This window comes from Winogradskyella helgolandensis (genome assembly GCF_013404085.1).
GTDB classification, from domain to species: domain Bacteria; phylum Bacteroidota; class Bacteroidia; order Flavobacteriales; family Flavobacteriaceae; genus Winogradskyella; species Winogradskyella helgolandensis.
The window spans coordinates 3,432,730-3,458,998 of the sequence record NZ_JABFHO010000001.1 but is presented as its reverse complement, the minus strand read 5'-3'; the positions used below and the strand labels follow the sequence as shown (position 1 = coordinate 3,458,998).

Sequence of the window (26,269 nt, the reverse complement as noted above, 5' to 3'; positions counted from 1 at the left end):
TCAATAATTTTAATTTATTATTACTTATGAAATTTAATAAAATAACCTTGAGTTTTTTAATTGTTGCTGTCATAGTTTCATGTGCAACAAATCCTTTCACAGGAAAAAAAACGATGGCATTTGTTGGTAACGACCAATTATTTCCATCTGCATTTGCTCAGTACGATCAAGTATTAGCTGAAAGTAAAGTCATTACTGGTACATCTGATGCCGAAATGATTAAGCGTGTTGGCGAACGTATATCAGTTGCTGCAGAGCGTTGGTTAGTGGCTAATGGTCATCATGGCTATTTAGATGATTACAAATGGGAATATAACCTTATAGAGTCAGAACAAGTTAATGCATGGTGTATGCCAGGCGGAAAAATTGCTTTTTATACAGGTATTTTACCAATTGCAGAAAATGAAACTGCGATAGCAGCTATTATGGGCCATGAGGTTGTACATGCGTTAGCTAATCATGGACAACAACGAATGAGTGCAGCTTATGTACAACAGGGATTAGCTGTTGTTGGGAATGTTGCTTTATCTAATGATGAGCAATCATTAGGGATTTTTAATCAATCTTTTGGTATTGCTTCTAATGTTGTTGGAATGTTACCATTTAGTAGAGCTCATGAAACTGAAGCAGATAAAGTAGGTATAATTATTATGGCAATAGCAGGATATAATCCCGATGAGGCAGCCGAATTATGGAAACGTATGGAAGCGAACAGTGGTGGGCAATCTACACCAGAATTTTTGAGTTCTCACCCAGCTAATGATACAAGGATTCAGAATTTACAAGCGATGGCACCAGAAGCAAAAGCTGAAGCGAAAAAGTTTGGAGTGACATCATTTAGACCAATAAACTAAGATTATAAATATATTTGTTTACTTTAGAAGCTGCTCAATTTGAGCAGCTTTTTTTATGAATTTTTATATATATATACGAGATAACTAATCAGCATTTATGAGTGAAATTAAAAAAGGAAGTAAAAAACTTCTCAACGCATGGGCATTTTATGATTGGGCAAATTCAGTGTATACCTTAACGATTGCTTCGTCCATATTTCCTCTGTTTTATTCTTCATTATTTGACTCTAAAGAGACATTAGTGTCTGCCTTTGGATTTACAATGAAACAAGAAACATTAATTACAATTGTTACAGCTTTTACGTTTTTAGTGGTTGCAGTATTATCTCCAATTCTTTCTGGTATTGCGGATTATGTTGGTAACAAAAAGAACTTCATGAAGTTCTTTTGTTATGTAGGGTCAATTGGCTGTATTGGATTATATTGGTTTAATCTAAGTTTTATTCACTTCAGTTTATTGTTCTATTTTATGGGGCTGATAGGCTATTGGGGAAGTTTAGTTTTTTATAATTCTTACCTTCCAGATATTGCCTTTGAGGATCAGCAAGACAGTATTAGTGCCAAAGGATTTTCAATGGGATATATAGGAAGTGTTCTTTTACTAATTGCAAATTTAATTATGGTAATGACCCAAGAAGAAGATGCTGATAAAATTGAAATGATGCGTTATTCGTTTATTACTGTAGGAATATGGTGGGCATTATTTAGTCAATACACATTTAGAATTTTACCAAATGGAGTGTCTTCTGGTCATAAAGTTACAAAAGATATTGTATTTAATGGTTTTAAAGAATTAAAGGCTGTTTGGGTTCAGTTGAAGCAAAATTTAAGATTAAAACGCTACTTAAATGCCTTTTTTGTGTTTAGCATGGCTGTGCAAACCATTATGTTAATGGCAGTTTATTTTGGGGAAAAAGAAATTAATTGGGCTTCGGATGGTGAAAAAACTATTGGACTAATTGTTAGTATTTTAGTTATTCAGTTGGTTGCTATTCTTGGAGCTATTTTAACATCTCGAGCAGCTTCAAAATTCGGTAATATAAATTCACTTATTGTAATTAATTTTATGTGGATGTGTCTTTGTGTATATGCCTATTTTATGGTCTCTCCAATGCAATTTTATATAGCAGCTGGTTTAGTTGGTTTGGTAATGGGAGGGGTTCAGTCTTTGGGCCGTTCTACCTATTCTAAATATTTGCCTGAAACAGACGATACAACTTCTTACTTTAGTTTTTATGATGTAGCAGAAAAAATAGGCATTGTTATCGGTATGTTTATTTTTGCTTTTGTTTCTGAATATTCCTCAATGCGATATGCTATTTTATTCTTATTTGTTTTCTTTTTAATAGGTATTATCCTTCTCTTTAGAGTGCCAAAAGAAGAATAGGTGATGTTGTCTTCAATCGTTTGATGCGTTATGATTATAAATCATTTCAATAATCAATTATATTATGCGTCTTGTTTTTATTACATAACATTAGAATATTAATTACAGTCACTTAAGAAAGGAAGTCATTAGATCATTTGTAAGAATGAATTATAAAAAAAAGGACAAGCAAATTGCTCGTCCTTTTCTTAGATATATGTAATTATAAAATTTAATTACTAACACTGCCAGAACCTGAAATCTTAGTGTCTTTATGAATTGGTTTTCCTGAGTATTTAACATCTCCAGAACCTGAAATTCTTACTTTTAATTCACCGCTACAATGCACACTAATATCTCCTGAGCCAGAAATTGTAGCATCGACATTAGTGCTCTTTAAATCATCTCCATCAAAATCACCAGATCCTGCGATTGTCGTTTTTAAGTTTGTTGTTTTTCCTTTTAGTTCAATATCGCCAGAGCCAGCAATGCTACTCTCTATTGATTTAGATTCAATTTGTAAATCAATATCGCCAGAGCCAGCTAACGTTACTTTAAAATGATTGGCCTTTATAGTGCCCGTGTTTTCTACATCACCAGATCCTGCAAGAGATACTACGTTTATGGATTCATAAGGAATCGTTATTACAATGGTTTGTGTAGGCTTTAAATTGTAACCCTTTTTTATTTTGACTAATAAGGTGTTGTCCTTTACTTCTGTAACAATGTAAGACATTAGATTAGAGTCTCCTTTAATTGAAATGTCCCCTTCTTTGCCTTTAATAAGTCTAAAGTCCATAGAGCCAGCAGTACTTATAGCGTCGTAATCTGTTGTGGAGATGGTTGTAGTTGTAATATGACCATCACCTTTAATCTTTTTAGACTTTCCCCATTGCGCAGATACTAATGTTGTGCTTAAAAGAAAAATTAATACTGTAATTGATTTTAATAGTTTCATGTTTTTGATTTTAATTGATTGATTTAATTATTTTTAAAAGTGATGCTTCCATATTCCGACTTTATAAACACAAGATTGTCTGAATTTGGCTGACCATGATAACCTATGTATTTCTTTCCAAAATTATCTATGTTTTTTTCTGTAAAATGAAACCCATCAGATTCTCTTAAGGATCCAAAGTCAATATCGATATTAAAATCAAAGTTGTATTCATTATCAATTCCGATAGTGATACCAACAAATTCAGTATCAATATCTAATTTTTTAGTGTTTGGAGCTAAACGATCAATTTTTATCGAGCCATAATCGGCTTTTATAGTTGCAGTTTTAAAAATTGTACCAAGCCGTAGCGCTAAATAATCGCCTTCTCCATCTAAATTATTCACATTGTCTATTTTGAGTGAACCGTAATCACATTCATACACTACATTTTCAGCAATTTCAATTACAGAGGTTGTATAATCGGCTTCTACGTTCAAATCTTTGGCTTTAGCGACAGTAAATTCGCTATAATCGGCTTCAATTGTACCGTTGTTGATGTATTCAAAATAACTGTTTCTAGTATAATCTAATCGTAGTGTGTTAGATTTGCCCATAAGCTCTTTGGTAGTCACTTTGCCATAATCACATTTGATATAGGCATTGCCTTCTAGCTTATCTAAATTGATATAACCATAATCATTAAATAACCGTACATTATTTGTAATGGGCATTTTTACGACATAATTGACTTCCATTTTTATAGTGTTACCTATTTTTTTATTCCACCAAGAAGTATCCGAACTATTACCATCAATGGCAGTAATTGCTGAAACTTTAGAAGGTGATGCTTGGAAAGCAACATCTAATTCGTTTAGTTTTTCGTTTACCTTATTTTCACTATTACCTTCAACTTTTATAGTGACTTCGATGTCAATACGGTTTTCATTCCATGTGATGATATCAATATTTCCGTAGCGATTGGTAATATTAAATGTAGCATCAGCATTTACATTAAAGGATTTTTTAATGGTTTTCTTTTTTTCGTGTTTTGGGATTTCAGGCTTCTCATTGGATGCTAGCATAGGCACTGGCATCATTATTAAGAAGAAACACACTTTATAAAATATTTTCATTTGAGTTGGATTTGAATTGTTTAACAGTTTCAATTTGTTCTAAAACCGTATTTAAAATATCTATTCTAGTTTGAAAGTTGGTAATCATCGCATAAATAACGCGTTGGTTTTTTCCGCTTTCGGTTAAATCTGTTTTTAATTTTTGGTAATCGGTTTCTAAAAGTTGAATTTGAATTAAAGCATCCGAAATAATTTGTTCTGTTAAAGGGGAACGTTCTTTATTCAGTTTCTTCAGTTCATTTTCAATAGTTACGGTAAAAAAGTTTTGTGTTTCTGACATTTCAGCTGATACACTTGCTAAATCGAATTCTTCAGGCGGTTGTTGTAATGTTGTAAACAACCCAAAACAAATTACTATAGTCGCTGCAATTGCTAAATAAGGTTTCCAGTTAAAACCAGATTGCTTTTTAATTTTGGTGGAAGTGGTATCATTTGCTTTCAGCTTTTCTAAAAAGCGTTGCTCATGATTATTTTGAGGTGTTTCAACATCAAATTGATCCTTCAAATTATCAAATAAGCTTTCTAAACTATCTTTTTTCATAATTAATTCAATACTAGTTTCTTACGTAAACTCTCTTTTGCTCGTGAAATTAACGTTCTGCAATTGGCATAAGACAAATTCATAATTTCACCGATTTCTTCATAATCGTAACCTTCAATTAAATGTAATGATAAGCTTAAACTATAGTTGGGTTTTAAGGTTTTCATGGCGTCTAAAATCAGTTTTACTTTTTCACTGTGTTGCTCTGTTTCATTAATGCCGTTGTCGTCTTCAACTTTATAGATAACGTTATCTAAAGGGACTTCATTTTGCTTCACCGCTTTGTTATAATACCCAATGCTGTTATTCACAACAATACGTTTTAACCATGCGCCAAATAAATTGGTGTCTTGTAGCGTGTTCAATTTTGTAAAAGCCGTTAAAAAAGACTCTTGCATAATGTCTTCAGCCTTAAAAGAATCTTTTACAATTCTAATGGCTGTGTTATACATGGCTTTGTTATATCTGTTGTAAATTTCCAACTGTGCACGTTGGTTTCCAGACTGACAAAGCTGTAATAACTGTTCGATATTTTGATTGGTTGATGTCAAAAAAACAATTGCTTTTACTTATAGAGTGCTACTTTTTTAAAGTGTTACAGTTTATTTAGATAAAAAATGTTTTAAAAATTGAAAACCTTTTCTGTCAATCAAAGGTAATGGCATAACAATTGAAATTACAGTAGTGTGAATAACTTTGAATATCTTATAACGTTTTGATATTCAGTATGAAGTTAATTATTAATACATTTAAAATAATATTGTTCTGTTGTAGTTAATGACAGAATGGCTCAAATATATATATGGCAAAATCAAATTTTTTAAACTTAGACAATCTGTCATTTCAGGATTTTGATGAGAATTCAGAATTAATTCCATTAATGACACCTGAAGATGAAGAATTAATAAACAACGAATCTTTACCAGAATCGTTACCAATTTTACCGTTGCGAAATACGGTTTTATTTCCTGGCGTCGTCATTCCGATTACAGCGGGTAGAGATGCTTCAATTAAGCTGATTAATGATGCTAACAAAGGCGGAAAAGTAATTGGTGTTGTGTCTCAAAAGGACGAAGCAGTAGAAAATCCAACAGCTAAAGATATTTACAAAACAGGTACTGTTGCACGAATCTTAAAAGTGCTTAAAATGCCAGATGGTAACACAACGGTTGTTATTCAGGGTAAAAAGCGTTTTGCAATTAACGAAGTGATTACAGAAAAGCCTTATTTAACGGCTACAATTTCTGATATTCCTGAAGCTAAACCGGCAAAAGAGAATGAAGAATTCAGAGCTATTATAGACTCTATTAAGGATTTGTCTTTAGACATTATTAAAGAAAGTCCAAACATTCCATCTGAAGCGAGTTTTGCGATTAAGAATATTGAAAGTGATTCATTCTTAGTGAACTTTGTGTCGTCTAACATGAATCTTAAAGTAGAGGAGAAGCAAGAATTGTTGAAGATTAATGATCTTAAAGAACGAGCGCTTCAAACCTTGAAATTTATGAATCTCGAGTTTCAAAAGCTTGAGCTTAAAAATGATATTCAGAGTAAGGTTCAAAGTGATATGAACCAACAGCAACGTGAGTATTTCTTACACCAACAAATGAAAACCATTCAGGAAGAATTGGGTGGCGGTGTCTCTTCTGGTGAGGAAATAGAAGACATGAAAGCACGTGCTAAGAAAAAGAAATGGGACGATAAAGTAAAAGAACATTTTGAGAAAGAATTAGCTAAAATGCAACGAATGAATCCTCAGGTAGCTGAGTATTCTATTCAACGTAACTATTTAGATCTATTTTTAGATTTACCATGGAATGAATTTAGCAAGGATAAATTCGATCTAAAACGTGCAGTGAAAATCTTAGATCGTGATCATTTTGGATTGGAAGATGTAAAGAAACGAATCATAGAATACTTAGCAGTTTTAAAGCTTCGTAATGATATGAAGTCACCAATCTTGTGTCTTTACGGACCTCCTGGAGTTGGTAAAACATCTTTAGGAAAATCTATTGCTGAAGCTTTAGGTAGAGAATATGTTCGAATTTCATTAGGTGGTTTACGTGACGAGGCGGAAATCCGTGGTCATAGAAAAACTTATATTGGGGCGATGCCTGGACGAATTATTCAGAGTTTAAAGAAAGCCGGCTCGTCAAACCCTGTATTTGTATTAGATGAAATAGATAAATTGTCAACAGGCAATCAAGGTGATCCATCTTCTGCAATGCTTGAGGTCTTAGATCCAGAGCAAAACAATGAATTTTACGATAATTTCCTAGAAATGGGATATGATTTATCTAAAGTAATGTTTATTGCAACGTCTAACAGTATGAATACTATTCAGCCAGCATTAAGAGACCGAATGGAAATCATTAATGTTACGGGTTATACTATTGAAGAAAAAGTAGAAATTGCTAAGCGTCATTTGTTGCCAAAGCAACTAAAAGAACATGGTTTAGATGATAAAGCTTTAAAAATAGCAAAACCTCAATTAGAAAAAATTGTTGAAGGTTATACACGAGAATCTGGAGTTAGAGGCTTAGAAAAACAAATTGCAAAAATGGTGCGTTATGCTGCCAAGAATATTGCAATGGAAGAAGCGTATAATATTAAGGTTTCTAATGATGATGTGATTGAAATTCTAGGAAGTCCTAGAATGGAACGCGATAAATACGAAAACAATGATGTTGCAGGAGTCGTTACAGGTTTAGCATGGACGAGTGTAGGAGGTGATATTTTGTTTATTGAATCTATTTTATCTAAAGGAAAAGGGACTTTATCTATTACTGGTAACTTAGGAAAAGTAATGAAGGAATCTGCCACTATTGCTATGGAATACATTAAGGCAAATGCAGATGAATTTGGTATTGATCCAGAAGTTTTTGGAAAATATAATGTACACATTCACGTGCCAGAAGGAGCAACACCAAAAGATGGTCCAAGTGCAGGTGTTACTATGTTAACATCTTTAGTATCTTTGTTTACACAACGTAAAGTTAAAAAGAGCTTAGCGATGACAGGTGAAATTACGTTAAGAGGTAAAGTGTTACCTGTAGGTGGTATCAAAGAAAAAATCTTAGCAGCCAAGCGTGCTCGTATTAAAGAGATTTTACTTTGTGAAGATAACCGCAGAGATATTGAGGAAATTAAACCAGAATATTTAAAAGGTTTAACCTTCCATTATGTGAAAGATATGAGTGATGTTTTAAAACTAGCACTGACAAAGCAAAAAGTAAATAATGCAAAAAAGCTTTAAACTAATATTGACATTTTTAATAAGTTTTACTTCGTTCATGGGTATCAATGCTCAAGACGAAGTAAAATTTAAAGATGTTATATTAGATGGAAAGCCTGCTAAATTAAATATAGTTACAGGGGAAATTACCCTTGTGAAATTAAAAGATAAAGTTGTTGAGACCAAAATAGATTCAGTCGAAACAAAACCGATATTAGTAACTGATTCTAACGTTATTAATGCGTCAACTAATACAGAGGTTAGTACGGATTATAGTTCCGATTTTCATATTGTGAAGGAAGGTGACAATTTATTCAAATTATCCGTAAAGTATAAGGCGAGTTTAGGTGAATTAAAAAAAGCGAATAATTTAGAGACCACACTTATAAAAACAGGACAAAAATTAAGAGTGCGAAACTTTGATAAGGTTAGTGAAGATGAAAACGCTTTAGTTTGGGTTGTAAAAAAAGGTGATAATTTATATAGAATTGCTCTAGAAAAAGGAACAACAGTCAAGGAACTTAAACGTATTAACGGTTTAAAGTCTGATGTCATTAAAATTGGTCAAAAATTACAATTGAAATAAAAAAAACAAAATTCAAAAAAGCATTGAATATTTAAAAATATTTTATGAATTACACTTTTAAGGTAAGGACAGAAGTAATGAAATAAATTAAAATGTTTAACGGAATAAAAAATAAAAAAATCATATCCTCGTTTTAAGATAGATTTAGTTATTTTGCAAAATCTATGATTAAGAGGATTACTACCTTATTTTTAATGCTTTTGACACTGCCATTGTTTGCACAATTGGGTGGTGAGGCGACCTATCAGTTTTTGAATTTAGTATCTTCTCCAAGACAAGCTGCTTTAGGAGGAAAAATAATTACCAACTTTGATCATGATGTAACGGAAGCGCTTTATAATCCTGCGTCTATAAATTACAAAATGGGCAATCAATTAGCCGTAAATTATTCTAGCTATTTAGGCGGTATCAGCTACGGAACTGCTGCTTATGCTTATACTTGGGATAGACATGTGCAAACCTTTCATTTTGGAGTCACCTATATAAATTATGGATCATTTGATGGTTATGATTTAAGTGGAAACTCCACAGGAACTTTTACAGGTAATGAAACCGCTATATCTGCGGGTTATAATTATAAAATCCCATACACTGATTTTTATGTTGGAGCTAATGTTAAAGTCATTACATCGGCATTAGAACAATACAATTCCATAGGTGGAGCATTAGATTTTGGTGCGATGTATATTAATGAAAAACTCGATTTTCATGCTGCATTAACGATTAGAAATCTAGGAACACAGTTTTCAACTTACGCAGGACAAAAAGAGCCATTACCGCTCGAGGTTAATTTTGGAATGTCCCAAACTCTAGAAAACGTGCCATTACGTTGGCATGTCACTTTAGAGAACTTACAAAAATGGCCAATAGGAGTATCCAATCCAGCAAGAGCTACAACGGATTTAGATGGAAACCAAACCGAAGAAAAAGTTAGTTTTTTTAATAAAGGATTACGTCATTTAATTTTAGGAGCAGAATTATTTCCCGAAGGCGGTTTTAATGTACGATTTGGTTATAATTTTAGACGTGCCGAAGAATTAAGAATAGAGGATCAAAGAAACTTTTCTGGACTCTCTGTTGGTATCGGAATTAAATTAAATAAGATGCGTTTTAATTATACACATGCGAGATATACGGGAGCTTCTAATACTAGTTTTTTCGGAATTCAAATAGACTTAGAAGGTCGAAGACGATAAATGTTTAGAACTGAATATTTAAAGTCAATTAAAAAAAAATCCCATTTTTACAGTAATAGTTACTGAATTAAATTCAGCATAAAATGAATAAAATAATCATTGCCATAGATGGATTTTCATCAACAGGAAAAAGTACAGTAGCGAAACAACTCGCCAAAAACCTAAACTATATTTATGTAGATACAGGTGCGATGTATAGAGCTGTGGCGTATTTTGCTTTGGAACACGATTTAATAGGTGATGATTTTTTTAAAGAAGAAGCCTTAGTAAATCGACTTGAAGATATTAGTATCAATTTCAAGTTTAATAAAGAAGCTGGTTTTGCGGAAGTGTACTTAAACGGAGAAAATATTGAATCTGCTATTAGAACCCTTAGAGTTTCAAAGTTTGTGAGTCCTGTGGCAACCTTATCAGCAGTACGCCGAAAATTAGTTGAGCAACAACAACTCATGGGAAAAGACAAAGGCATTGTAATGGATGGTCGCGATATTGGGACTGTTGTTTTTCCTGATGCTGAATTAAAAATCTTTATGACTGCTTCTGCAGAAACGAGAGCTAAACGTCGTTACAAAGAATTGATAGATCGTGGGCATAATCTCAGTTATGATGATGTCTTAGAAAATGTAACGACACGAGATCACATAGATTCTACACGAGAAGATTCTCCGTTAGTAAAAGCAGAGGATGCTATTGAAATTGATAATTCAGATTTGACGATAGAGGAGCAGTTGGAAACTATTGTTGGTTTGGCTGAAGATCTTATTTTGAATTAGTTAGTAGTAATTAGTTGAAAGTAGAATTGCTTTTTGAATTAATTATTGGTAGTTTACTAAGGCAACAAAATGAATAGAATTCTACATCAAAAACATAATAAACAGACCTTTTATTACAGTTTATCAAGATTGTTTGAAAGAGCATCTTATTATGGATTGCGTACACTTCTCATCATATATATGACAGGTGAAATTCTGAAAATGGATAGAGATGAAGCTTTATCCATTTATGGGTGGTTTATTTTGGGATTCACTATATTTCAGATTATAGGTGCATTACTTGGCGATTTAGTTATCGGAAATAGAAAAACCATAATCATTGGAGGCGTACTTCAAGCCATTGGATCATTTACTCTTTGTTTACCTTCTGCAATGGGATTATATGTTGGATTGGCTCTGGTTGTTTTAGGTAGTGGGTTTTATTCTCCAAATATGGTTTCAAATTTTGGAAAATTATATTTGAATAAAACCAAACTATTAGATTCAGGATTTACCTTATTATATTTAGCTGTGAATTTAGGTTCGTTTTTAGGTATTTTATTGATAGGTTATTTGGGTGAAAAATTCGGTTATAATATTGGGTTTATTACAGCAGGTCTACTTATGTTAATCTCTATAATTCCCATAGTAATATCAAAAGAAGAAGTTACTATTATAACCTCAAATAGTGAATGGTCTCTAAATAAGAGAATCTTAAAAATTTCTATAGTCTTTATATTAGTAGGTCTATATTGGGGTATTTACCAAATTACTGGCTTTCGACATTATGATTTACAACATGATTTTCGTGAAATGACCATATTAAATATGTCAGATAATATTTGGTCTTCAATTAATACCATTTTCATTTTACCTATTGGTATAATCGCTGTAATTGTATGGACGTATTTCTATAGCTCGCAATACTTTAAGCTCATGATAGGTTTTATTTCAGGAGCTATTTCATTTGGTATTTTATACCTAATACCAGAAATACCTACCGAAAAGCATGTAACACTTTATTTCTTGTTCTTATTTTTTCTTGGAATAGCTGAAATACATATTGCTCCAATAATACATTCAAAACTTACAAAATATTCTAACCCAAAATATCTATCAATTTTAGTGAGTCTCATTTTTTTACCTACAGGGTTGATTTCGTTATTTTTTGGTTGGTTTAATGAGCGATTTTATGACCATCCTATTTATGGTTTAAAGTTCGGAATTATTGCCATGGCAATTTTAAGTATTGTACTTGTTGGATTGGTTTTATGGAATAAAAAAACTTTTAATAAAGAAGTCGCTAATTAATCGCTAGCGCGTAATCTTGTTTAGATAATAACTTCAAAGTAGAAAACAAAAAAAGCGATAAACATAATGTTTATCGCTTTAATAATTTTAGAAGTCTTTTGAGTCATTTAAGAAGTCACTCTTTATGACATCTAATATAATTAAAATTTCCTAATTACAAATTAGGAATAATTAATTCCTGACCAGGATGAATTACATCCGGATTCTTTAAGATATCAGTATTTGCTTGGAAGATTTTCTGATATTTACCAGGCTCTCCATAATACTGCTTAGCAATTTTTCCCAAAGTTTCACCAGAAGCAACGGTATGTCTTGCATACACAGATTCGTCTGCTACTTTAATGTCTGCCATAATATCAGAAGGTGAATCACCACCTGCTTCTTTAATCTTATCCCAGATTAGGTTTTTATCATATTGTGTAGCAGCAGTACCTTTTACTTGTAGCACTCCATCTTTTTCACTTACTTCACCATTCTGAATGTTTAATTGTTCTCCTAAGTCAAGAACATCTTGATATTTTGCTTTTACCATAATTGTATAATTTAAATTGTTAATAGTTTATTGTAAAGATACCAAATAATGTACTATTGTTTATGACTCAAAGCATCAAATTGTTACCCTATTATATAAGACACTAAAATAAAAGTAAAGTCACATTATTTAGTGTTTGGTTATCAGAATAATATATAGTACTTTTGCACTCCTTTTTAGCGACGTTAAGAAAGTAGAAAAGGAAGAAAAACAAATTTAATAATAACTTCTGTAGATTTTTCGCTAATCTTTCATAAAATACAGAATACAAATTTTAATTCAGCACATGTCTGAAAAAGAAACAAATCAAGCTGAAGTTGAAGCAACTGAAGCAGTAACAGTAGAAGCTCCTGTAGTATCTGAAGCTCAAGCAAATCCAGAAAAATTCTTAGCAGAGTTCGATTGGCACAATTACGAAGAAGGAATTGAGCAAGTTGCAGACACTAAATTAGAAGAGTTCGAAAAATTAGTATCAGAAAATTTCGTTGACACTTTAGATGACGAAGTTGTAGAAGGTACTGTTATCACAATCACAGATCGTGATGCAATTATTGACATTAACGCAAAGTCTGAAGGTGTAATTTCTCTTAATGAGTTCCGTTACAACCCTAACTTAGCTGTTGGTGACAAAGTTGAAGTATTAATTGATGTGCGTGAAGATGCAACTGGTCAATTAGTATTATCTCACAGAAAAGCGAGAGTAATCAAAGCATGGGATCGTGTAAACAATGCACATGATACTGGCGAAATCGTTAACGGTTTTGTAAAATGTAGAACTAAAGGTGGTATGATCGTAGATGTATTTGGTATAGAAGCTTTCTTACCAGGTTCTCAAATCGATGTGAAACCTATTAGAGATTACGATCAGTATGTAAATAAAACTATGGAATTTAAAGTTGTGAAAATCAACCACGAATTCAAAAACATAGTTGTTTCTCATAAAGCTTTAATTGAAGCTGATATCGAAGAACAAAAGAAAGAAATCATTGGTCAACTAGAAAAAGGACAAGTATTAGAAGGTATTGTAAAAAATATTACTTCTTATGGTGTGTTTATCGATTTAGGTGGTGTAGATGGTTTAGTTCACATTACAGATTTATCTTGGTCACGTATCAACCATCCAAATGAGATTGTTGAGTTAGATCAGAAATTAAATGTTGTAATCCTTGATTTTGATGAAAACAAATCAAGAATCCAATTAGGTCTTAAACAATTATCTAAGCATCCTTGGGAAGCTTTAGGTGAAACTGTAAAAGTTGGAGATAAAGTAAAAGGTAAAGTAGTAGTTATCGCTGATTACGGTGCTTTTGTTGAAGTAGAAGAAGGTGTAGAAGGCTTAGTTCACGTAAGTGAAATGTCTTGGTCAACACATTTACGTTCAGCTCAAGATTTCGTATCTGTAGGAGATGAAATCGATGCTGTTATCTTAACTTTAGATAGAGAAGATAGAAAAATGTCTCTTGGTATTAAGCAATTAACGCCAGATCCATGGACTGATATCACAACGAAGTATCCAGTAGGTTCTAAACATTCTGGTATTGTACGTAACTTTACAAACTTTGGTGTTTTTGTTGAATTAGAAGAAGGAATTGATGGATTAATTTACATCTCAGATTTATCTTGGACTAAGAAAATTAAGCATCCATCTGAGTTCTGTAACGTAGGTGATACTTTAGATGTCGTAGTATTAGAATTAGATGTTGAAGGTCGTAAATTATCTTTAGGTCATAAACAAACTACTGATAACCCTTGGGATAAGTACGAAACTGAATTCGCTTTAGGTACAGTGCACAAAGCTGCTATTACTGAAATGGTAGATAAAGGAGCAACAATTGATTTTAACGAAGATATCGTTGCCTTTGTACCAGCACGTCATTTAGAAAAAGAAGATGGTTCTAAAGTCGCTAAAGGTGAAGAAGCAGAATTCAAGATCATTGAATTTAATAAAGAATTCAAACGTGTTGTAGCATCTCATACAGCAGTATTTAGAGAAGAAGAAGCGAAAATCGTTAAGCAAGCTGTTAGAAAACAGGAAGCTCAAGCGGCAGAAGCTAAACCAACTTTAGGTGATGCAAATGATGCTTTACAAGCGCTTAAAGATAAAATGGACGGGAAGAAATAATTTCCTTTATTCCTGCGGAAGCAGGAATTTCATTAATCTATAATATAAAGCCTCTCGATTTTCGAGAGGCTTTTTTTTATTCAATATTTGATTTTATGAAAGCAGTATTTTCTTTAATGGTTACAATAGTGTTATTCAAAAAGTAAGCTTTTAAACTTAGTTTTTATGATTGAGATTATTCAAGCCCAGTTTAGTCATAACATTTCTCTTCATAGTTTTCTTATCGTATTTCCATCTTCAATTTCATAAATAATATAATGCTGTAGTTGTGTTTTAATCATGATATTGATGAAACTAAGAAAGGCTTCCGTTATGGAAACCTTTATATGTTTACGATCAAGAACTCGTTTTTAAATCATCAGTAAATGATGGGAAGTCTTACTTAATATTTCGCTGATTTCCCTTTAGAAAGTGAATTGGCAATAAATTCACGTAAATCGTCATTAGCTTTAATTAAGTCTTCATTTCTTAAGTACATCATGTGGCCACTTCTGTAACCTTTAAATGAAAAGCGATCTTTCATTTTACCACTAGGATCAACTTGCCATTGCGAATATTTTGCAGAAAAATAGGTCGTTGCACCATCATAATAACCAGATTGGGTCAATACTTTTAAATAGGGGTTTTGAGCCATAGCTTGACGTAAATCGTCTCTGGTCGTATCATTAGAATCATCCCAACGTCCTGTGTTACCAAAAACGTTATATTTTACATCGGTTTTAAAGCCTAATTCATTCTGAATATAATAATTAATAGCAGGAGTAAAGGAATGTAACCAAGAGGTGAGCTCTGCACTATAATCCGGACTTGACCCTGTTTCAACTTTATCTATGCCGATATATCTTGAATCTAATCGTCCTATAGTTTCACCCGTTTTATCGCGCAATAATTCTTTCCAGAAAAAACGTGTAGGGACATTTAGATTTTGTTGTAAAATTACGTTTTCAGATAAACCAGAATAGTAACTTACCTGCTTTGCAATCGCATTCTTTTCGGCATCTAAAATAAAACCACCTTTAGCCATGGCTGGCATTAAATCGTTGACTGCAAAATGTTCTACTTCTGGTAATATGTCTAATAAATCTTTGTCTTGAAGTGCAGGTGGAAGCATTTTATGATACCACGCAGCAGCTGTAAAGTAAGGTAAATTCAAACTTGAAGCCAATGGACCACCAACACGAAGCACTTTATAATCTGCAGGTGATACCATAATAACACCATTAAGATACATCCATTGGCTATTTTGAAGTTCTAAGGATAATCCCATAACACGTGTGCCACCATAACTTTCTCCAATAATATATTTTGGTGATTGCCATTTATTATGTCTAGTGGTAAACGTATTCATCCAACTAGCGAGGTATTTAATGTCAGCATTAACGCCAAAGAATAATTTATCGTCTGGCATTTTTCCATCTTTATCAGCTACTTTTTTAGAATAGCCTGTGTTTACTGGATTTATAAATACAATATCAGCAACATCTAAAATAGAATTTGGATTGTCTTTTACACCATAAGGTTGCGTTGGATAACCTTCATCATCAATATTTAGAACCTTTGGTCCAGTATAAGCAATATGCATCCAAAGGGATGCTGAACCTGGTCCACCATTAAAAGAATAGACAATTGGTCTGTTGTTGTCTTTGGTATCGTTAGTGCGTTTATAATAGGTATAATAAAGTGAAGCAATCATTTTACCTTCAGCATCCCAAACCGGTTGAAATCCAGTTTCAGCTTTGTAATTAATTTGTTTGCCTTTAATGGTCACAGAATGATTGGTGACATAAGCTGTATCAACAGGAATTTTTAAATCTTGAGAAAAACTAAAGGTAAAACTAAGACACAAAAGAATAATAAGTCGATTTTTCATATGGATTGGATTTTGTTTGAAAAACTTAAAGATACTAAAATGAAATCTGAATTTAGCTACCATAAAAAGGCCTAAATTAACAGTATATATTGATTGTCAATTTTATACCACAACCACATTAACCATTATAAACCTGATTTTCTTGTTCAGCCACACGAATAAACGTTGTGCGTTTGGTTAATTCTTTTAAACGTGCTGCACCAACATACGTACATGTACTTCGTAAACCGCCTAAAATATCTTGTAATGTGTTTCTAACATCACCTTTGTATGGTACATCAACAGTTTTGCCTTCACTAGCTCTGTATTCTGCAACACCACCTACATATTTATCCATAGCAGTAGCAGAGCTCATGCCGTAAAATTGTTTGTATTGTTCTCCATCTCGTGTTATAAGTTCTCCTCCACTTTCTGTGTGCCCAGCAAACATGCCACCAAGCATTACAAAGTCTGCTCCGGCACCAAAGGCTTTAGCCACATCACCTGGAGTAGAACAACCACCATCACTAATAATTTGTCCACCTAAGCCATGAGCTGCATCCGCACATTCTATTATAGCGGATAATTGTGGATAACCTACACCAGTTTTTACGCGTGTTGTACAAACACTACCAGGACCAATACCAACTTTTACGATGTCTGCACCAGAGAGCAATAATTGTTCTACCATTTCTCCTGTAACCACATTGCCGGCGATGATAACCTTATCTGGATATTGTGCTCGTGTTTGTTGCAAAAATTCTACAAAATGTTCAGAGTAGCCATTAGCAACATCAATACAGATAAATTTCAATTCAGGATGACTTTTAAAAACAGCTTTAAGTTTTTCTGAATCTTCCGTTCCTGTACCACTACTAATAGCAATATAGTTTATAACATCTTTTGGTGCTGTATTTAAAAAGGTGTTCCATTGTTCGGTAGAATAGTGCTTATGAATGGCTGTAAATAGTTTCTGTTGTGATAAAACTAACGCCATTTCAAAAGTACCAACAGTATCCATATTGGCAGCCATTATTGGTATACCTGTCCAAGTTGCTGTACTATTTAAAAACGTAAAATTACGTTCTAAAGTCACTTGAGATCTGCTTTTTAGTGTCGACCGTTTTGGACGAATCATGACATCTTTAAAGCCTAATTTTATTTCATGTTCTATATACATCTTTGGAGTGAATTTGGTGTTATCCAAAAATACAAGTTCTTTGAAAGAAGGATGTTTACAATTGCATTTGTCTTAAAATGTTTTATTAACAATTGTTTATAGTTGAATTCCGAAACAACCATAAAGTTAAGTGTGAGTTGTTTTGTGAATTTATTATAGAATGTCGATGTGGTTAATTTGTGTTAAATGAATACTGATGATTAACAAGAGAGATGAACATAAAGTTGATGTATTGAAAAAAACATTCCGCATCATGACTACAAATTTATGATGCGGAATGGTTGAATGTGCTTATTATGTAATAGTAATTAGCGTATAAAATAAACGTTTTGGCTATTTTGAGGTTTATTACTTTCTGCTCGAAAATAAGCAGCTGCAATTTGTTTTATGGCCTCAATTCTTGATAATTCTATTTCCTTTTTATTGTTTCTTATTTCATTTCGTTCTGCAATTCTTTGTTTTATAGCTTGCTGTTTGTCATCATAATCTCGTTGTTCAATTCTAGAAATTTCTTTATCAATTTCAGAAATTAAAACTTCTGCGTTTGTAAAACATTTTGATTCACTGTCTACATTTGTTAATGTATTTAGAGCTTTTGTATAGGCTTTTTTTGCAATTTCAGATTTAGCTTGTAACATTGTAGCGTCGCAAATGTTATTCTGATAAGCTAGATAAGCATTTACGGTTTCGTCTTGAATTTTTTGATAACAATTTTGAACCTCTTCTGGCACACTCATTAATAAACCAATAGCTTCTTGGTATTGTTGTTTTTTTACTAAAGATTTGGCTTTACTAGCTATTAATTCACAATTGCTTTCGTAATAGCTAATAATTTTTGATTTAGATTCTTTAAAAAAAGGAGCAAGTTTATCGTCTCTAGTATCAATACGGCTGATAGCATTTAAAATAGCTTTATCTTTTTTTTCTCCTATTCCCATTATATTTAGGGAAACAGTGTTAAAGATTAAGTTATTACTAGCTTGACTTACATAGAGACTTAGTTCTCCTTTAACATAAGTTTTGGGCGTTAAGCCGGCATCAATTGTTTCTTCCTCAAAAATTTCGAATTTTGGATAGATTACAAAATTTGAATAATATCCATTTCCAGAAATTCCGTTAGCAGCGGTCATTTGTTGGATTTTAGATTTTAATTTTTCAAATTCTTTATAGTCTATACTATCCGTATTAGTTGACATAACAACAGATAGGGCTATTTTTCCTACATCGTCTGCTGTTTGCGAAAATGTTGAATAACAAATAAAAGTAAAAATAAATAATAGATTAATTTTTCTCATTTTGAACGATTTTAAGGTAATACTATTTTAATGGTTCCTTCTTGAACTATAGAGGTGAATTTTGCGCCTTTACCATCTTTTTTAGCAATAATTCGGCGGATAGATTTCCTTAATGACTTTTCATAATCATTGATACTATAATTATTACCATATTCATCTCGTAATGGGATTTTAACTTCATCAAAATAAAGTGTTTGTTCACTGGTTCTCCCTATTTTGAATTGATTTTTATAAGCCGATTTTTTAACCCATTCTATTATTAAATCGGAAACGGTATCAAAATCGTCAGTTACTTCATCGTCTAGTTTATACAGACCCTCGTTAGGGGATTCTATGCTTATTGTTATTGATAAACCATTTGCTACAGTATCACCAAAGCCTCTATTAACATCATTAAGAAAACCTTCTAACGCGTTATCTGTATCTAATAAACGTTTTACAAGATAACCGTAGTCATCTGTTTTAAAATGTGGAGAACTTATTTGTGGTAGTGTGGCTAAAACACCTCGACTAGATACTTCTATAGCATTAAGGATAATTTGAACACTGATCCCGGAACTAGTATCATGTAAGTTTATTTGAGCTTTTATTAATATATCGGGTCTAGCTTCTTGTAAAAGCTCTTCTTCAATATTAAAACTTGCCATTTTTAACGTATTAATACCTTTATTCTTTTTGACCTGATTAATTGTTTCTTGAAGATCTTTGGGTTTAAACCCTCTATCTTGTATGCCTTTATTTATAGTAGCAACTATAGATTTCCATTCTTGTTTTTCTTCGTAAAAGTTTATTGCACTTTCTCCGGTATCGGTATATGGTAAAACCATTATAGAGGGTTGCACTTGCACCACTTCTTCCTGAGAAAAGCTAATGGCGGTAAAACATAGAAATAATAGTAGTATTTTTTTCATTTTAATATCCAAATTTTCTGATTATACCATTACTTTCCAAATCACGTTTTAAAGCCTCAATATTGACTTTAATGGTCGCTTTTATACCCTTATTTCCGTTCTCTAATTTTTTAATTGGTGTATTACTTACCGATTGTGTTATAAAAGAGGTATATCTTTTATTAGCATAAAATTCTTCAAAGTAACTTTGATGGGTTTGTTTGGCATTGCTTTCGTTAGTGCCAACCAAAGGTGTATTTAGACTTGAGTTAGGCACTCCACGAAACAAAATGACATCGATAGCATTTTTTTGCGCATTTTCTAAGGCAGTTTCAAGTTTTGACCCATAACCAATAGAGGCTACACTCATTATTTGTTTTTCGTAAGACTTGTAGGTTACGTCAGCAACTAATGGGGTTGGGGTTGCTTTGCATGCTATGAGCATGAGAACAGCGCATGCTACTATAATTGTGTTTTTCATGTTTAATTTTCTAATTCGTTAATAATTTTGTCACTAGCTGTAAAATGTTTTAAAATTTCTTCTCCACCTTTTATAACTTTTGCTTTTGAAAATTTTTCATTGACTACCTCAGTGATTTTTACTTTACCAATTGATACAGGATAAGGGCTACCCATAGAATAATCTATGAATTTAGAGGTGTAAACTTGTCCTTTTTTAATACCATTTTCAGTGCCACCATTGAGAATTATAATTAAGGCTTTTCCCTTTTTTTCTTCTTCAATTTTGGCAATTGAAACTTTAATAGGAAATGAGTTTTTTATATAAGTTTTAAATTCCTCACTTGTTGTGTCAATAGCATTTTGTAAAGCTGTTTCTGGAGTTAGTTTAATGTCGCTTTCTGATGAGGACAAGGTTAGGGTACCATTGTTTATATATTTACCACTTTCGGTGTTTAAAATTTTTATAGTATAAGTAATGGTGGCTTTATAGCCCTTCCCTCCATTTAATTTAAGAAACTTAATATTTCCTATAAATGCAGTTAGCGTATGCTCTGCATTTATAGATTTATTACCTTCAATCCAATTTGACTTATAATTTTCAGCAGCTTTATCTATAGACTGTTGTCTAGCGGAACCTTCAATGTCTACTAATTTAAATCTTCCGGTTTGGTTTAATAGGTCAATTACACGTTCTTTTAAAACACCGGCGAATTGTTCTTGCTGTTCTGTGTTTGCAGTAAAGTCCGCAATACCAAGAATAAGTTGTGTTTCACTTTGTGCAAAAGAAAGACCAAAACAGAATAGGAAGCACAGGTGTATATAGGGTCTATTCATTTTCCAGTTGTTTTAAAATTTCTTTTGTTTTATTAGCATTTGCGCTTACTTTAGGTATTTCTAAAATTAAAGCAGCGGAAACAAGTTTCGCATTAAGATAATTTTTTTGAGCTGTAAGTACTGTTAAGCCCGTTAGGGTTTCTAACTCAGTATTTGCACTAGCCGAAAGTACGCTTAGTTGGGTTTGATAATCTGTTAATTCTACTATAACGTTCATTGTTTTTCCTAAACTAGAAAGTGCTTTAGGTTTTAATGCTAATAACTCTTCCTCGTTTAGTTCTTTACATTTGCTGTCATAGTAAGTGTATTCTGTTACGGTACCTAAGGTAGCATCTTCTACTTCTTCAGTGGATACTTTAATATAATTGGCATCTTCTGCCGCTACTTTTAATCTTTTATAGGCCTCAAAAACAGCATTAACGTAATTATCAACATGAGTAGCTCCAGAATCCTTTTTAGGGGCTTTAAATGGTGTTTTTATTTTTTTTACTTCGATAATGTCGTCATTAAAAGTACCTACAACTGTAACACCTTCTACAATGTTATCATTTCTTTTTAGTTTTTTTGTCCATTTTTTTAATCCTTTTTTATCGAACTCAAGTTTTATAATGTTATTTCCTGAAAATTCACAGCTGGAAGTTTCAAGGGAAATATCGTCTCCATTCATAACCACATTTCCCGAATATTTTTCTATGGATGAATCTTCCAAGATGATATCGTTATTAACATCGATTTCTTCTTGAGCAAATAAAGTAGCGTTAACACTTAATAATAGAATTAGTAAAGATTTTTTCATTGTAATATAGATTTGATTTAAAGCAAATATTAGAAATTCAAACTTTTCTTTTTAGACCGATTAGTTAACGTTTATATATGACTGTGATAGTGCACTTTTTCAATTTTAACGTTTAGCTAAATTCATGTTTTTTAATAAAATTTTAACATTGCTAGGTTGGGCTTATGTGTCTATATTTGAAATAAGCTGTATTAATTTGTAGCTTATTATGAAAGTTGCTACAAGTAAATGTATAGTGTTATAAGTGTAATTTAGGTAGTTTATCCTTAGTGAAAATAGTGAAGTTAGAAAGCATTAAAATTAATGCTATCTAAATATAAAAGGATTGGAGATTGGTAATACAGCATTTTTTAAATGCACTTCTGCTCTTTAAGCGGGCTTAGAAAGCGGTATATTGAATAATGATAGTGTGCTATTGCAATTTTTGAGAAATAGTTGTTGTAATTAAAATTAATTATCAAAAGGGATAAATAAGGTTGTAATGGTCCCTTTATCTGTAGATGTTATAGTGATTAATTTATGGATAGGCACATTACTAATTAACGATAAGCGTTCTTTAATGATACCTATAGCTTTAGGAGTATGATGTGGTATTTGTGTTGTTTTTTTTATGCTAGTGCCATTGTCTTTAACTTCACATTTTAAGAAATCATTTTCTTTACTAAAAGTAATGGTAAGCTTATAGGGGTGATGTGCTATGTTGAAGGCGTGGTGAAATGAATTTTCTATTAGCGGTTGAATAAGCATTGGAGGAATATACTCATCAAAGGTATCTAAGTCTTTATGATTAATTTCTACTTTTATAGCATCTTCAAATCGCATGTTTTCTATGGTAACATAGGTGTTAATATAGTCTATTTCTTCTTGTAACGTTATTCTTGTTTCACTAGAATTATCTAATGTTTTTCTCATTAATTTAGAAAATTTACCGATATACATCAAAGCCTTATCAATATCGTTGTCTATAACATAATTTTGAATAGAATTCATAGCATTAAAAGTAAAATGAGGATTCATTTGACTTTGTAAGGCTTCTAATTTGGTTTCGGCGATGCGTTTATTTAATTTGGTTTTTAAGGCTTCTTGCTTTTTTATTTTTTTGATGCTTAACTTATACTTTACATATAGCGCACCGAGAATTAATAAAATGCTAATAGATATAAACCACCAAGTTTTCCAAAAGGGAGGTTTAATATGAAGTGTAATTATTTTTTTACAATAAATTTCAGCATTATTATGGTCTCTAACCTCTATGAGTATAGGATATATTCCGCTGGCTAAATAAGAAAAATTAAGTTGTTTTTTTGTACTCCATTGGCTCCATTTGTCACTGTCTAAGCCCTCTATTTTATAACGATATTCTAAATTTTCAGCATAAGGATGATTATTAACTTTAAACGATATAGAGAGGTTGTTCTTTTGATATGGTAAAACGACCATTTTGTCTTGGTAAGTATACCAATGGAAATTTTTAGAAGCTATACTCTCATAGTTAGCCTGAATATCTGTAATATTAATATTATAATTAGGTGTAGTGGTCTTTAAAATTTTATTTAAATCTAATCTATAATACCCTTTTTCTGACCCAACAATTAAATTGTCTTTATCTAATGCAGCACTTGTTAGATATTCGCTTTTAATCCCATGCGCTTTATTGATAATTTTTATTTTGTTTGAGCGATAAAAATTAATACCCTTCTCAGTTCCAATAATAATATAGTCTTTGTAAGTTTTTAAGAATTTTATGGAGTTACCATGGAGTTGGTCTCTGCATATTTTAGTGATGACTCTAAAGCCGTTTTTAACGTCAATGATAAATACTTCTCCTTTAGTATTGGCAATGACTAAATTATTCTTAGGACTAACAGTGGCTAATATTAATTCCTTTTCTGACCATATACCCTTATCTTTAAACGATGTAAAAACACCATTTTTTAATTTGTATAGTCCAATAAATTGACTTAAAAAATAGAGTTCGTTATCAATTTTAATTATAGAATTAACATCGGAAGGAGCGTTGATAATGAATTTTTTAATTGACTTTTTGAGTGTAAGAGCGTCATATATATTGTTTATATATACTAAATTTCTGTATGGATATTGAAAATACCCTGAGTTATCGTTGAATAGGATGAATCCATTCGTTATTATGTGGTGAAATTCTAAGGTATTAGTTTTTATATTCATACTGAATATTCCAATAGTGGTACTTATCCAAACCGTATCATTGAAAAGTTTAATATTTTTAAATTCTAAGTCCGATAGTCGAGTATTGTTAAAACGGTCTTCACTAGCCAAATTTAATTTCTTTTTAAATTCTGAAATCTTTTTAAAAAAATCGTGTTTAGTAATGTCGATAGTATCATCGCTCGCTTTTATTTTTAAGCCCTCTTGCGTTAAAAAATAGGTGTGTTCGTTTTGGATTTTTACATCGATAATATTGGTGATATCTTCATTAAATAACACTTTATTATCTAGTTTTACTTCAAATAATCCCTGGTCTAAAGTTCCAATATAGAGTAGCTCATTATTAGTGTTATAGGCTATAGACCAACATTTTGTACTATTTATGTTAAAATTTGAATTCTCATTTTTCACCCTATTTTGTTCAATTTTAAAAACACCTCCTGTTGGATAGTTTATGCCATCGGCAACCGCATAAATGTTATTATTTTTATCAATATTATAGTCCCAAACTACACTATTACCAAAAGCTTTAGCAGGTGATTTATTGGATAAATAATCATTAATATGAAATGTTTTAATGGCCTTGTTCTTTTGGTAATAACCGTCAAAACTAACTAAAATCGAATCTTTATGCTTAAGTACAGAAAACACACTAGAGTGTTTATCTGTAATTAACGATAAGTTATTTTCATTGGTGTTATGTTTCCAAACACCATTCTTATAGCTTTGAATATAAACCGTGTTGTTATATTCAAAAAAACCCATGATTTGTAATTCTAAATCCTTGGCAGTTTGTAGGTTTTGGATTTTTTTAGTGCTTGTATTAATAATAGAAACGCCTTTCTTTGTACCTACATACAACTTGTCTTTATAAACAAATAATTTCCTAACTCTATCGTTTATTAAACCATTCGTATTATTTATAATTTTAAAAGTATTACCGTCGTAATATGTAACACCTCCACCATAACTGCCAAACCATAAGTTGTTGTTGCTATCTTCTACAATTGCCCAGCAGTTATTGTAAGCAATGCCATCACTTTCATAATAATTGGTAGTGCTACCATTTTCTACTTTTGAGATTCCTTTATCGGTACCAGCCCATATAATGTTTCTACTATCAATGAATACAGAATAGATAGCATTGCTAGGTAAGCCATCTATGACAGAATAATTTTTTGTAATTGCCTTTTGAGAAAAACAGAACTGAATTACAAAGAGTAGCAGTAATTGAAAACAGAAGTTATTCTTTTTGAAGTATCGCATTTATAAACTGTTCGTTTTTTCTAACAGAAACGGGTAATTGTTCGTTAGTATTTAGCATTAAAACATGGTCAGCTCTAGAGTAAGACGCTATGTAATTTAAGTTCACTAGAAAAGATTTATGTGTTCTACAAAAAATCTGTTTTGGTAAAATTTCTTCGATATGCTTTAAGGTTTTAGAAAGTAAAATTTCTCGGTTGTCGTTAGTTTTAATTAAAGCATAATTATTTTGAGCTTTACAATACACAATATCTCCAATTTTTTCTAATACGAATCCATCTAATGTTGGGAAAGCAATTTTATTATAGGCCAAAGAATCGGTGCCTATATTATTCATTAGGGTGTTTATTTTTAGTTTATTATTGTTGGTTTCTGTCCTGTTTTCTAAGCGTTTTAAGGTAGAGTTAAGGTCAATAAAATTGATAGGTTTTAATAAGTAATCGAAAGCAGAAAATTTAATAGCATTAATAGCATAATCTTTGTATGCTGTTGTGAAAATGACATCAGGCGTAATATCTCTTATATGTTTAAATAATTCAAAGCCATTTTCTTGGGGCATATGTATATCTAAAAACACAATGTTTAAAGCCGATTTATATTTCTTAATAGCTTCCACACCTTTAGCGACAGAATTGACAGCGTCAAGCACAACAAGTTTGTCAGAGAAATTTCGGACAATTAATTTTTCTAAAAACTCTCTGGAGTTTTTTTCATCTTCAATTATTAAGGCTGTAAGCATGCTGTTATGGATTCAGATTAAATAAGTTATAAAAATAAATGATTATGTTTCTTATTTTGAATCCAAATATTTAAAGTTCTGATTTAGTTATTAACGTATAATCTTACAAAGTTAGCGTTAGTGTTGTGAGTTGTTTTTGATGTGAAACAGAGTGGGGAAGTGGTCGTTTTTTAGTACTTTGAGCTATGAAATACTTTAAATAGTAT

At 31.8% G+C, this 26,269-nt stretch carries 22 protein-coding genes; 8 read left to right on the top strand and 14 right to left on the bottom strand.

What is annotated here, in order from left to right:
- Positions 1-26 precede the first annotated feature (26 nt).
- A complete protein-coding gene (locus tag HM992_RS14615) occupies positions 27-854 on the top strand; it encodes a M48 family metallopeptidase (protein ID WP_178985699.1) in 828 nt (275 codons plus the stop codon).
- 97 nt (positions 855-951) lie between these two features.
- Positions 952-2,241, top strand: coding sequence for an MFS transporter (locus HM992_RS14610; RefSeq protein WP_178985698.1), 1,290 nt, complete (start codon positions 952-954; stop codon positions 2,239-2,241).
- A gap of 211 nt (positions 2,242-2,452) precedes the next feature.
- On the opposite strand, the gene HM992_RS14605 is transcribed toward HM992_RS14610, so the two are convergent.
- The 4 genes from HM992_RS14605 to HM992_RS14590 are packed head-to-tail and all read right to left on the bottom strand — an operon-like array spanning position 2,453 to position 5,385.
- The gene (locus HM992_RS14605) at positions 2,453-3,178 is read right to left on the bottom strand and encodes a head GIN domain-containing protein (RefSeq protein WP_179320206.1); all 726 of its coding nucleotides are present in this window, start codon (positions 3,176-3,178) and stop codon (positions 2,453-2,455) included.
- Positions 3,179-3,201: 23 nt separating this feature from the next.
- Positions 3,202-4,293: a hypothetical protein gene (locus tag HM992_RS14600; RefSeq protein WP_229720504.1), complete on the bottom strand. Its 1,092-nt coding sequence runs from the start codon at positions 4,291-4,293 to the stop codon at positions 3,202-3,204.
- Entirely contained in the window at positions 4,277-4,834 is a 558-nt protein-coding gene (locus HM992_RS14595) for a hypothetical protein (RefSeq protein WP_179320205.1), read from the bottom strand. Before HM992_RS14595 ends, HM992_RS14600 begins: the two co-directional genes overlap by 17 nt.
- Before the next feature lie 2 nt (positions 4,835-4,836).
- Positions 4,837-5,385 (bottom strand): RNA polymerase sigma factor, encoded by a 549-nt coding sequence (locus HM992_RS14590; protein WP_179320204.1) that lies wholly within the window; start codon positions 5,383-5,385, stop codon positions 4,837-4,839.
- 251 nt (positions 5,386-5,636) lie between these two features.
- Here HM992_RS14590 and lon point away from each other — a divergent pair, with 251 nt between their 5' ends.
- The 5 genes from lon to HM992_RS14565 all read left to right on the top strand — a co-directional run bounded on the left by lon (position 5,637) and on the right by HM992_RS14565 (position 11,914).
- On the top strand, positions 5,637-8,090 hold the full coding sequence (lon, locus tag HM992_RS14585; protein WP_179320203.1) for an endopeptidase La: 2,454 nt from the start codon (positions 5,637-5,639) through the stop codon (positions 8,088-8,090).
- Positions 8,074-8,655 (top strand): LysM peptidoglycan-binding domain-containing protein, encoded by a 582-nt coding sequence (locus HM992_RS14580; RefSeq protein ID WP_178985693.1) that lies wholly within the window; start codon positions 8,074-8,076, stop codon positions 8,653-8,655. The genes lon and HM992_RS14580 overlap by 17 nt, the downstream gene beginning before the upstream one ends.
- Before the next feature lie 164 nt (positions 8,656-8,819).
- Complete coding sequence (porQ, locus tag HM992_RS14575) at positions 8,820-9,851, top strand: type IX secretion system protein PorQ (RefSeq protein WP_179320202.1); 1,032 nt, start codon at positions 8,820-8,822, stop codon at positions 9,849-9,851.
- Between the two features lie 83 nt (positions 9,852-9,934).
- Complete coding sequence (gene cmk / locus HM992_RS14570) at positions 9,935-10,624, top strand: (d)CMP kinase (protein WP_179320201.1); 690 nt, start codon at positions 9,935-9,937, stop codon at positions 10,622-10,624.
- A gap of 69 nt (positions 10,625-10,693) precedes the next feature.
- Positions 10,694-11,914, top strand: coding sequence for an MFS transporter (locus HM992_RS14565; protein WP_179320200.1), 1,221 nt, complete (start codon positions 10,694-10,696; stop codon positions 11,912-11,914).
- Between the two features lie 154 nt (positions 11,915-12,068).
- Here HM992_RS14565 and HM992_RS14560 read toward each other — a convergent pair whose 3' ends face one another.
- Positions 12,069-12,446: a LysM peptidoglycan-binding domain-containing protein gene (locus HM992_RS14560; RefSeq protein WP_178985689.1), complete on the bottom strand. Its 378-nt coding sequence runs from the start codon at positions 12,444-12,446 to the stop codon at positions 12,069-12,071.
- Between the two features lie 286 nt (positions 12,447-12,732).
- Between HM992_RS14560 and rpsA the strand changes: the two genes are divergently transcribed.
- The gene (rpsA, locus tag HM992_RS14555; protein WP_178985688.1) at positions 12,733-14,568 is read left to right on the top strand and encodes a 30S ribosomal protein S1; all 1,836 of its coding nucleotides are present in this window, start codon (positions 12,733-12,735) and stop codon (positions 14,566-14,568) included.
- 382 nt (positions 14,569-14,950) lie between these two features.
- Here the strand turns inward: rpsA and HM992_RS14550 are convergent, their stop codons facing one another.
- The 9 genes from HM992_RS14550 to HM992_RS14510 form a co-directional block, all read right to left on the bottom strand.
- Entirely contained in the window at positions 14,951-16,438 is a 1,488-nt protein-coding gene (locus tag HM992_RS14550) for a S10 family peptidase (RefSeq protein WP_179320199.1), read from the bottom strand.
- Between the two features lie 118 nt (positions 16,439-16,556).
- On the bottom strand, positions 16,557-17,597 hold the full coding sequence (locus HM992_RS14545; RefSeq protein WP_179321099.1) for a GMP reductase: 1,041 nt from the start codon (positions 17,595-17,597) through the stop codon (positions 16,557-16,559).
- Between the two features lie 308 nt (positions 17,598-17,905).
- Entirely contained in the window at positions 17,906-18,892 is a 987-nt protein-coding gene (locus tag HM992_RS14540) for an SPFH domain-containing protein (protein ID WP_179320198.1), read from the bottom strand.
- Between the two features lie 11 nt (positions 18,893-18,903).
- Positions 18,904-19,803 (bottom strand): DUF6175 family protein, encoded by a 900-nt coding sequence (locus HM992_RS14535; protein WP_179320197.1) that lies wholly within the window; start codon positions 19,801-19,803, stop codon positions 18,904-18,906.
- A gap of 1 nt (position 19,804) precedes the next feature.
- Positions 19,805-20,263: a hypothetical protein gene (locus HM992_RS14530; RefSeq protein ID WP_179320196.1), complete on the bottom strand. Its 459-nt coding sequence runs from the start codon at positions 20,261-20,263 to the stop codon at positions 19,805-19,807.
- Between the two features lie 2 nt (positions 20,264-20,265).
- The gene (locus HM992_RS14525; protein ID WP_179320195.1) at positions 20,266-21,078 is read right to left on the bottom strand and encodes a hypothetical protein; all 813 of its coding nucleotides are present in this window, start codon (positions 21,076-21,078) and stop codon (positions 20,266-20,268) included.
- Positions 21,071-21,874 (bottom strand): hypothetical protein, encoded by an 804-nt coding sequence (locus tag HM992_RS14520; RefSeq protein WP_179320194.1) that lies wholly within the window; start codon positions 21,872-21,874, stop codon positions 21,071-21,073. The genes HM992_RS14525 and HM992_RS14520 overlap by 8 nt, the downstream gene beginning before the upstream one ends.
- 450 nt (positions 21,875-22,324) lie before the next feature.
- Complete coding sequence (locus tag HM992_RS14515) at positions 22,325-25,327, bottom strand: sensor histidine kinase (RefSeq protein WP_179320193.1); 3,003 nt, start codon at positions 25,325-25,327, stop codon at positions 22,325-22,327.
- Positions 25,305-26,063, bottom strand: coding sequence for a LytR/AlgR family response regulator transcription factor (locus tag HM992_RS14510; protein WP_179320192.1), 759 nt, complete (start codon positions 26,061-26,063; stop codon positions 25,305-25,307). Before HM992_RS14510 ends, HM992_RS14515 begins: the two co-directional genes overlap by 23 nt.
- Positions 26,064-26,269: the final 206 nt, after the last annotated feature.

Excerpts from the sequence above, each read along its gene's own strand:
- rpsA (WP_178985688.1), top strand. The coding sequence starts at position 12,733 with ATGTCTGAAAAAGAAACAAATCAAGCTGAAGTTGAAGCAACTGAAGCA.
- HM992_RS14605 (WP_179320206.1), bottom strand. The coding sequence starts at position 3,178 with ATGAAACTATTAAAATCAATTACAGTATTAATTTTTCTTTTAAGCACA.
- porQ (WP_179320202.1), top strand. The coding sequence starts at position 8,820 with ATGATTAAGAGGATTACTACCTTATTTTTAATGCTTTTGACACTGCCA.
- HM992_RS14535 (WP_179320197.1), bottom strand. The coding sequence starts at position 19,803 with ATGAAAAAAATACTACTATTATTTCTATGTTTTACCGCCATTAGCTTT.
- cmk (WP_179320201.1), top strand. The coding sequence starts at position 9,935 with ATGAATAAAATAATCATTGCCATAGATGGATTTTCATCAACAGGAAAA.
- HM992_RS14540 (WP_179320198.1), bottom strand. The coding sequence starts at position 18,892 with ATGAGAAAAATTAATCTATTATTTATTTTTACTTTTATTTGTTATTCA.
- HM992_RS14520 (WP_179320194.1), bottom strand. The coding sequence starts at position 21,874 with ATGAAAAAATCTTTACTAATTCTATTATTAAGTGTTAACGCTACTTTA.
- HM992_RS14600 (WP_229720504.1), bottom strand. The coding sequence starts at position 4,293 with ATGAAAATATTTTATAAAGTGTGTTTCTTCTTAATAATGATGCCAGTG.
- lon (WP_179320203.1), top strand. The coding sequence starts at position 5,637 with ATGGCAAAATCAAATTTTTTAAACTTAGACAATCTGTCATTTCAGGAT.
- HM992_RS14615 (WP_178985699.1), top strand. The coding sequence starts at position 27 with ATGAAATTTAATAAAATAACCTTGAGTTTTTTAATTGTTGCTGTCATA.
- HM992_RS14515 (WP_179320193.1), bottom strand. The coding sequence starts at position 25,327 with ATGCGATACTTCAAAAAGAATAACTTCTGTTTTCAATTACTGCTACTC.
- HM992_RS14580 (WP_178985693.1), top strand. The coding sequence starts at position 8,074 with ATGCAAAAAAGCTTTAAACTAATATTGACATTTTTAATAAGTTTTACT.
- HM992_RS14560 (WP_178985689.1), bottom strand. The coding sequence starts at position 12,446 with ATGGTAAAAGCAAAATATCAAGATGTTCTTGACTTAGGAGAACAATTA.
- HM992_RS14530 (WP_179320196.1), bottom strand. The coding sequence starts at position 20,263 with ATGAAAAACACAATTATAGTAGCATGCGCTGTTCTCATGCTCATAGCA.
- HM992_RS14510 (WP_179320192.1), bottom strand. The coding sequence starts at position 26,063 with ATGCTTACAGCCTTAATAATTGAAGATGAAAAAAACTCCAGAGAGTTT.
- HM992_RS14525 (WP_179320195.1), bottom strand. The coding sequence starts at position 21,078 with ATGAATAGACCCTATATACACCTGTGCTTCCTATTCTGTTTTGGTCTT.
- HM992_RS14610 (WP_178985698.1), top strand. The coding sequence starts at position 952 with ATGAGTGAAATTAAAAAAGGAAGTAAAAAACTTCTCAACGCATGGGCA.
- HM992_RS14545 (WP_179321099.1), bottom strand. The coding sequence starts at position 17,597 with ATGTATATAGAACATGAAATAAAATTAGGCTTTAAAGATGTCATGATT.
- HM992_RS14565 (WP_179320200.1), top strand. The coding sequence starts at position 10,694 with ATGAATAGAATTCTACATCAAAAACATAATAAACAGACCTTTTATTAC.
- HM992_RS14550 (WP_179320199.1), bottom strand. The coding sequence starts at position 16,438 with ATGAAAAATCGACTTATTATTCTTTTGTGTCTTAGTTTTACCTTTAGT.
- HM992_RS14595 (WP_179320205.1), bottom strand. The coding sequence starts at position 4,834 with ATGAAAAAAGATAGTTTAGAAAGCTTATTTGATAATTTGAAGGATCAA.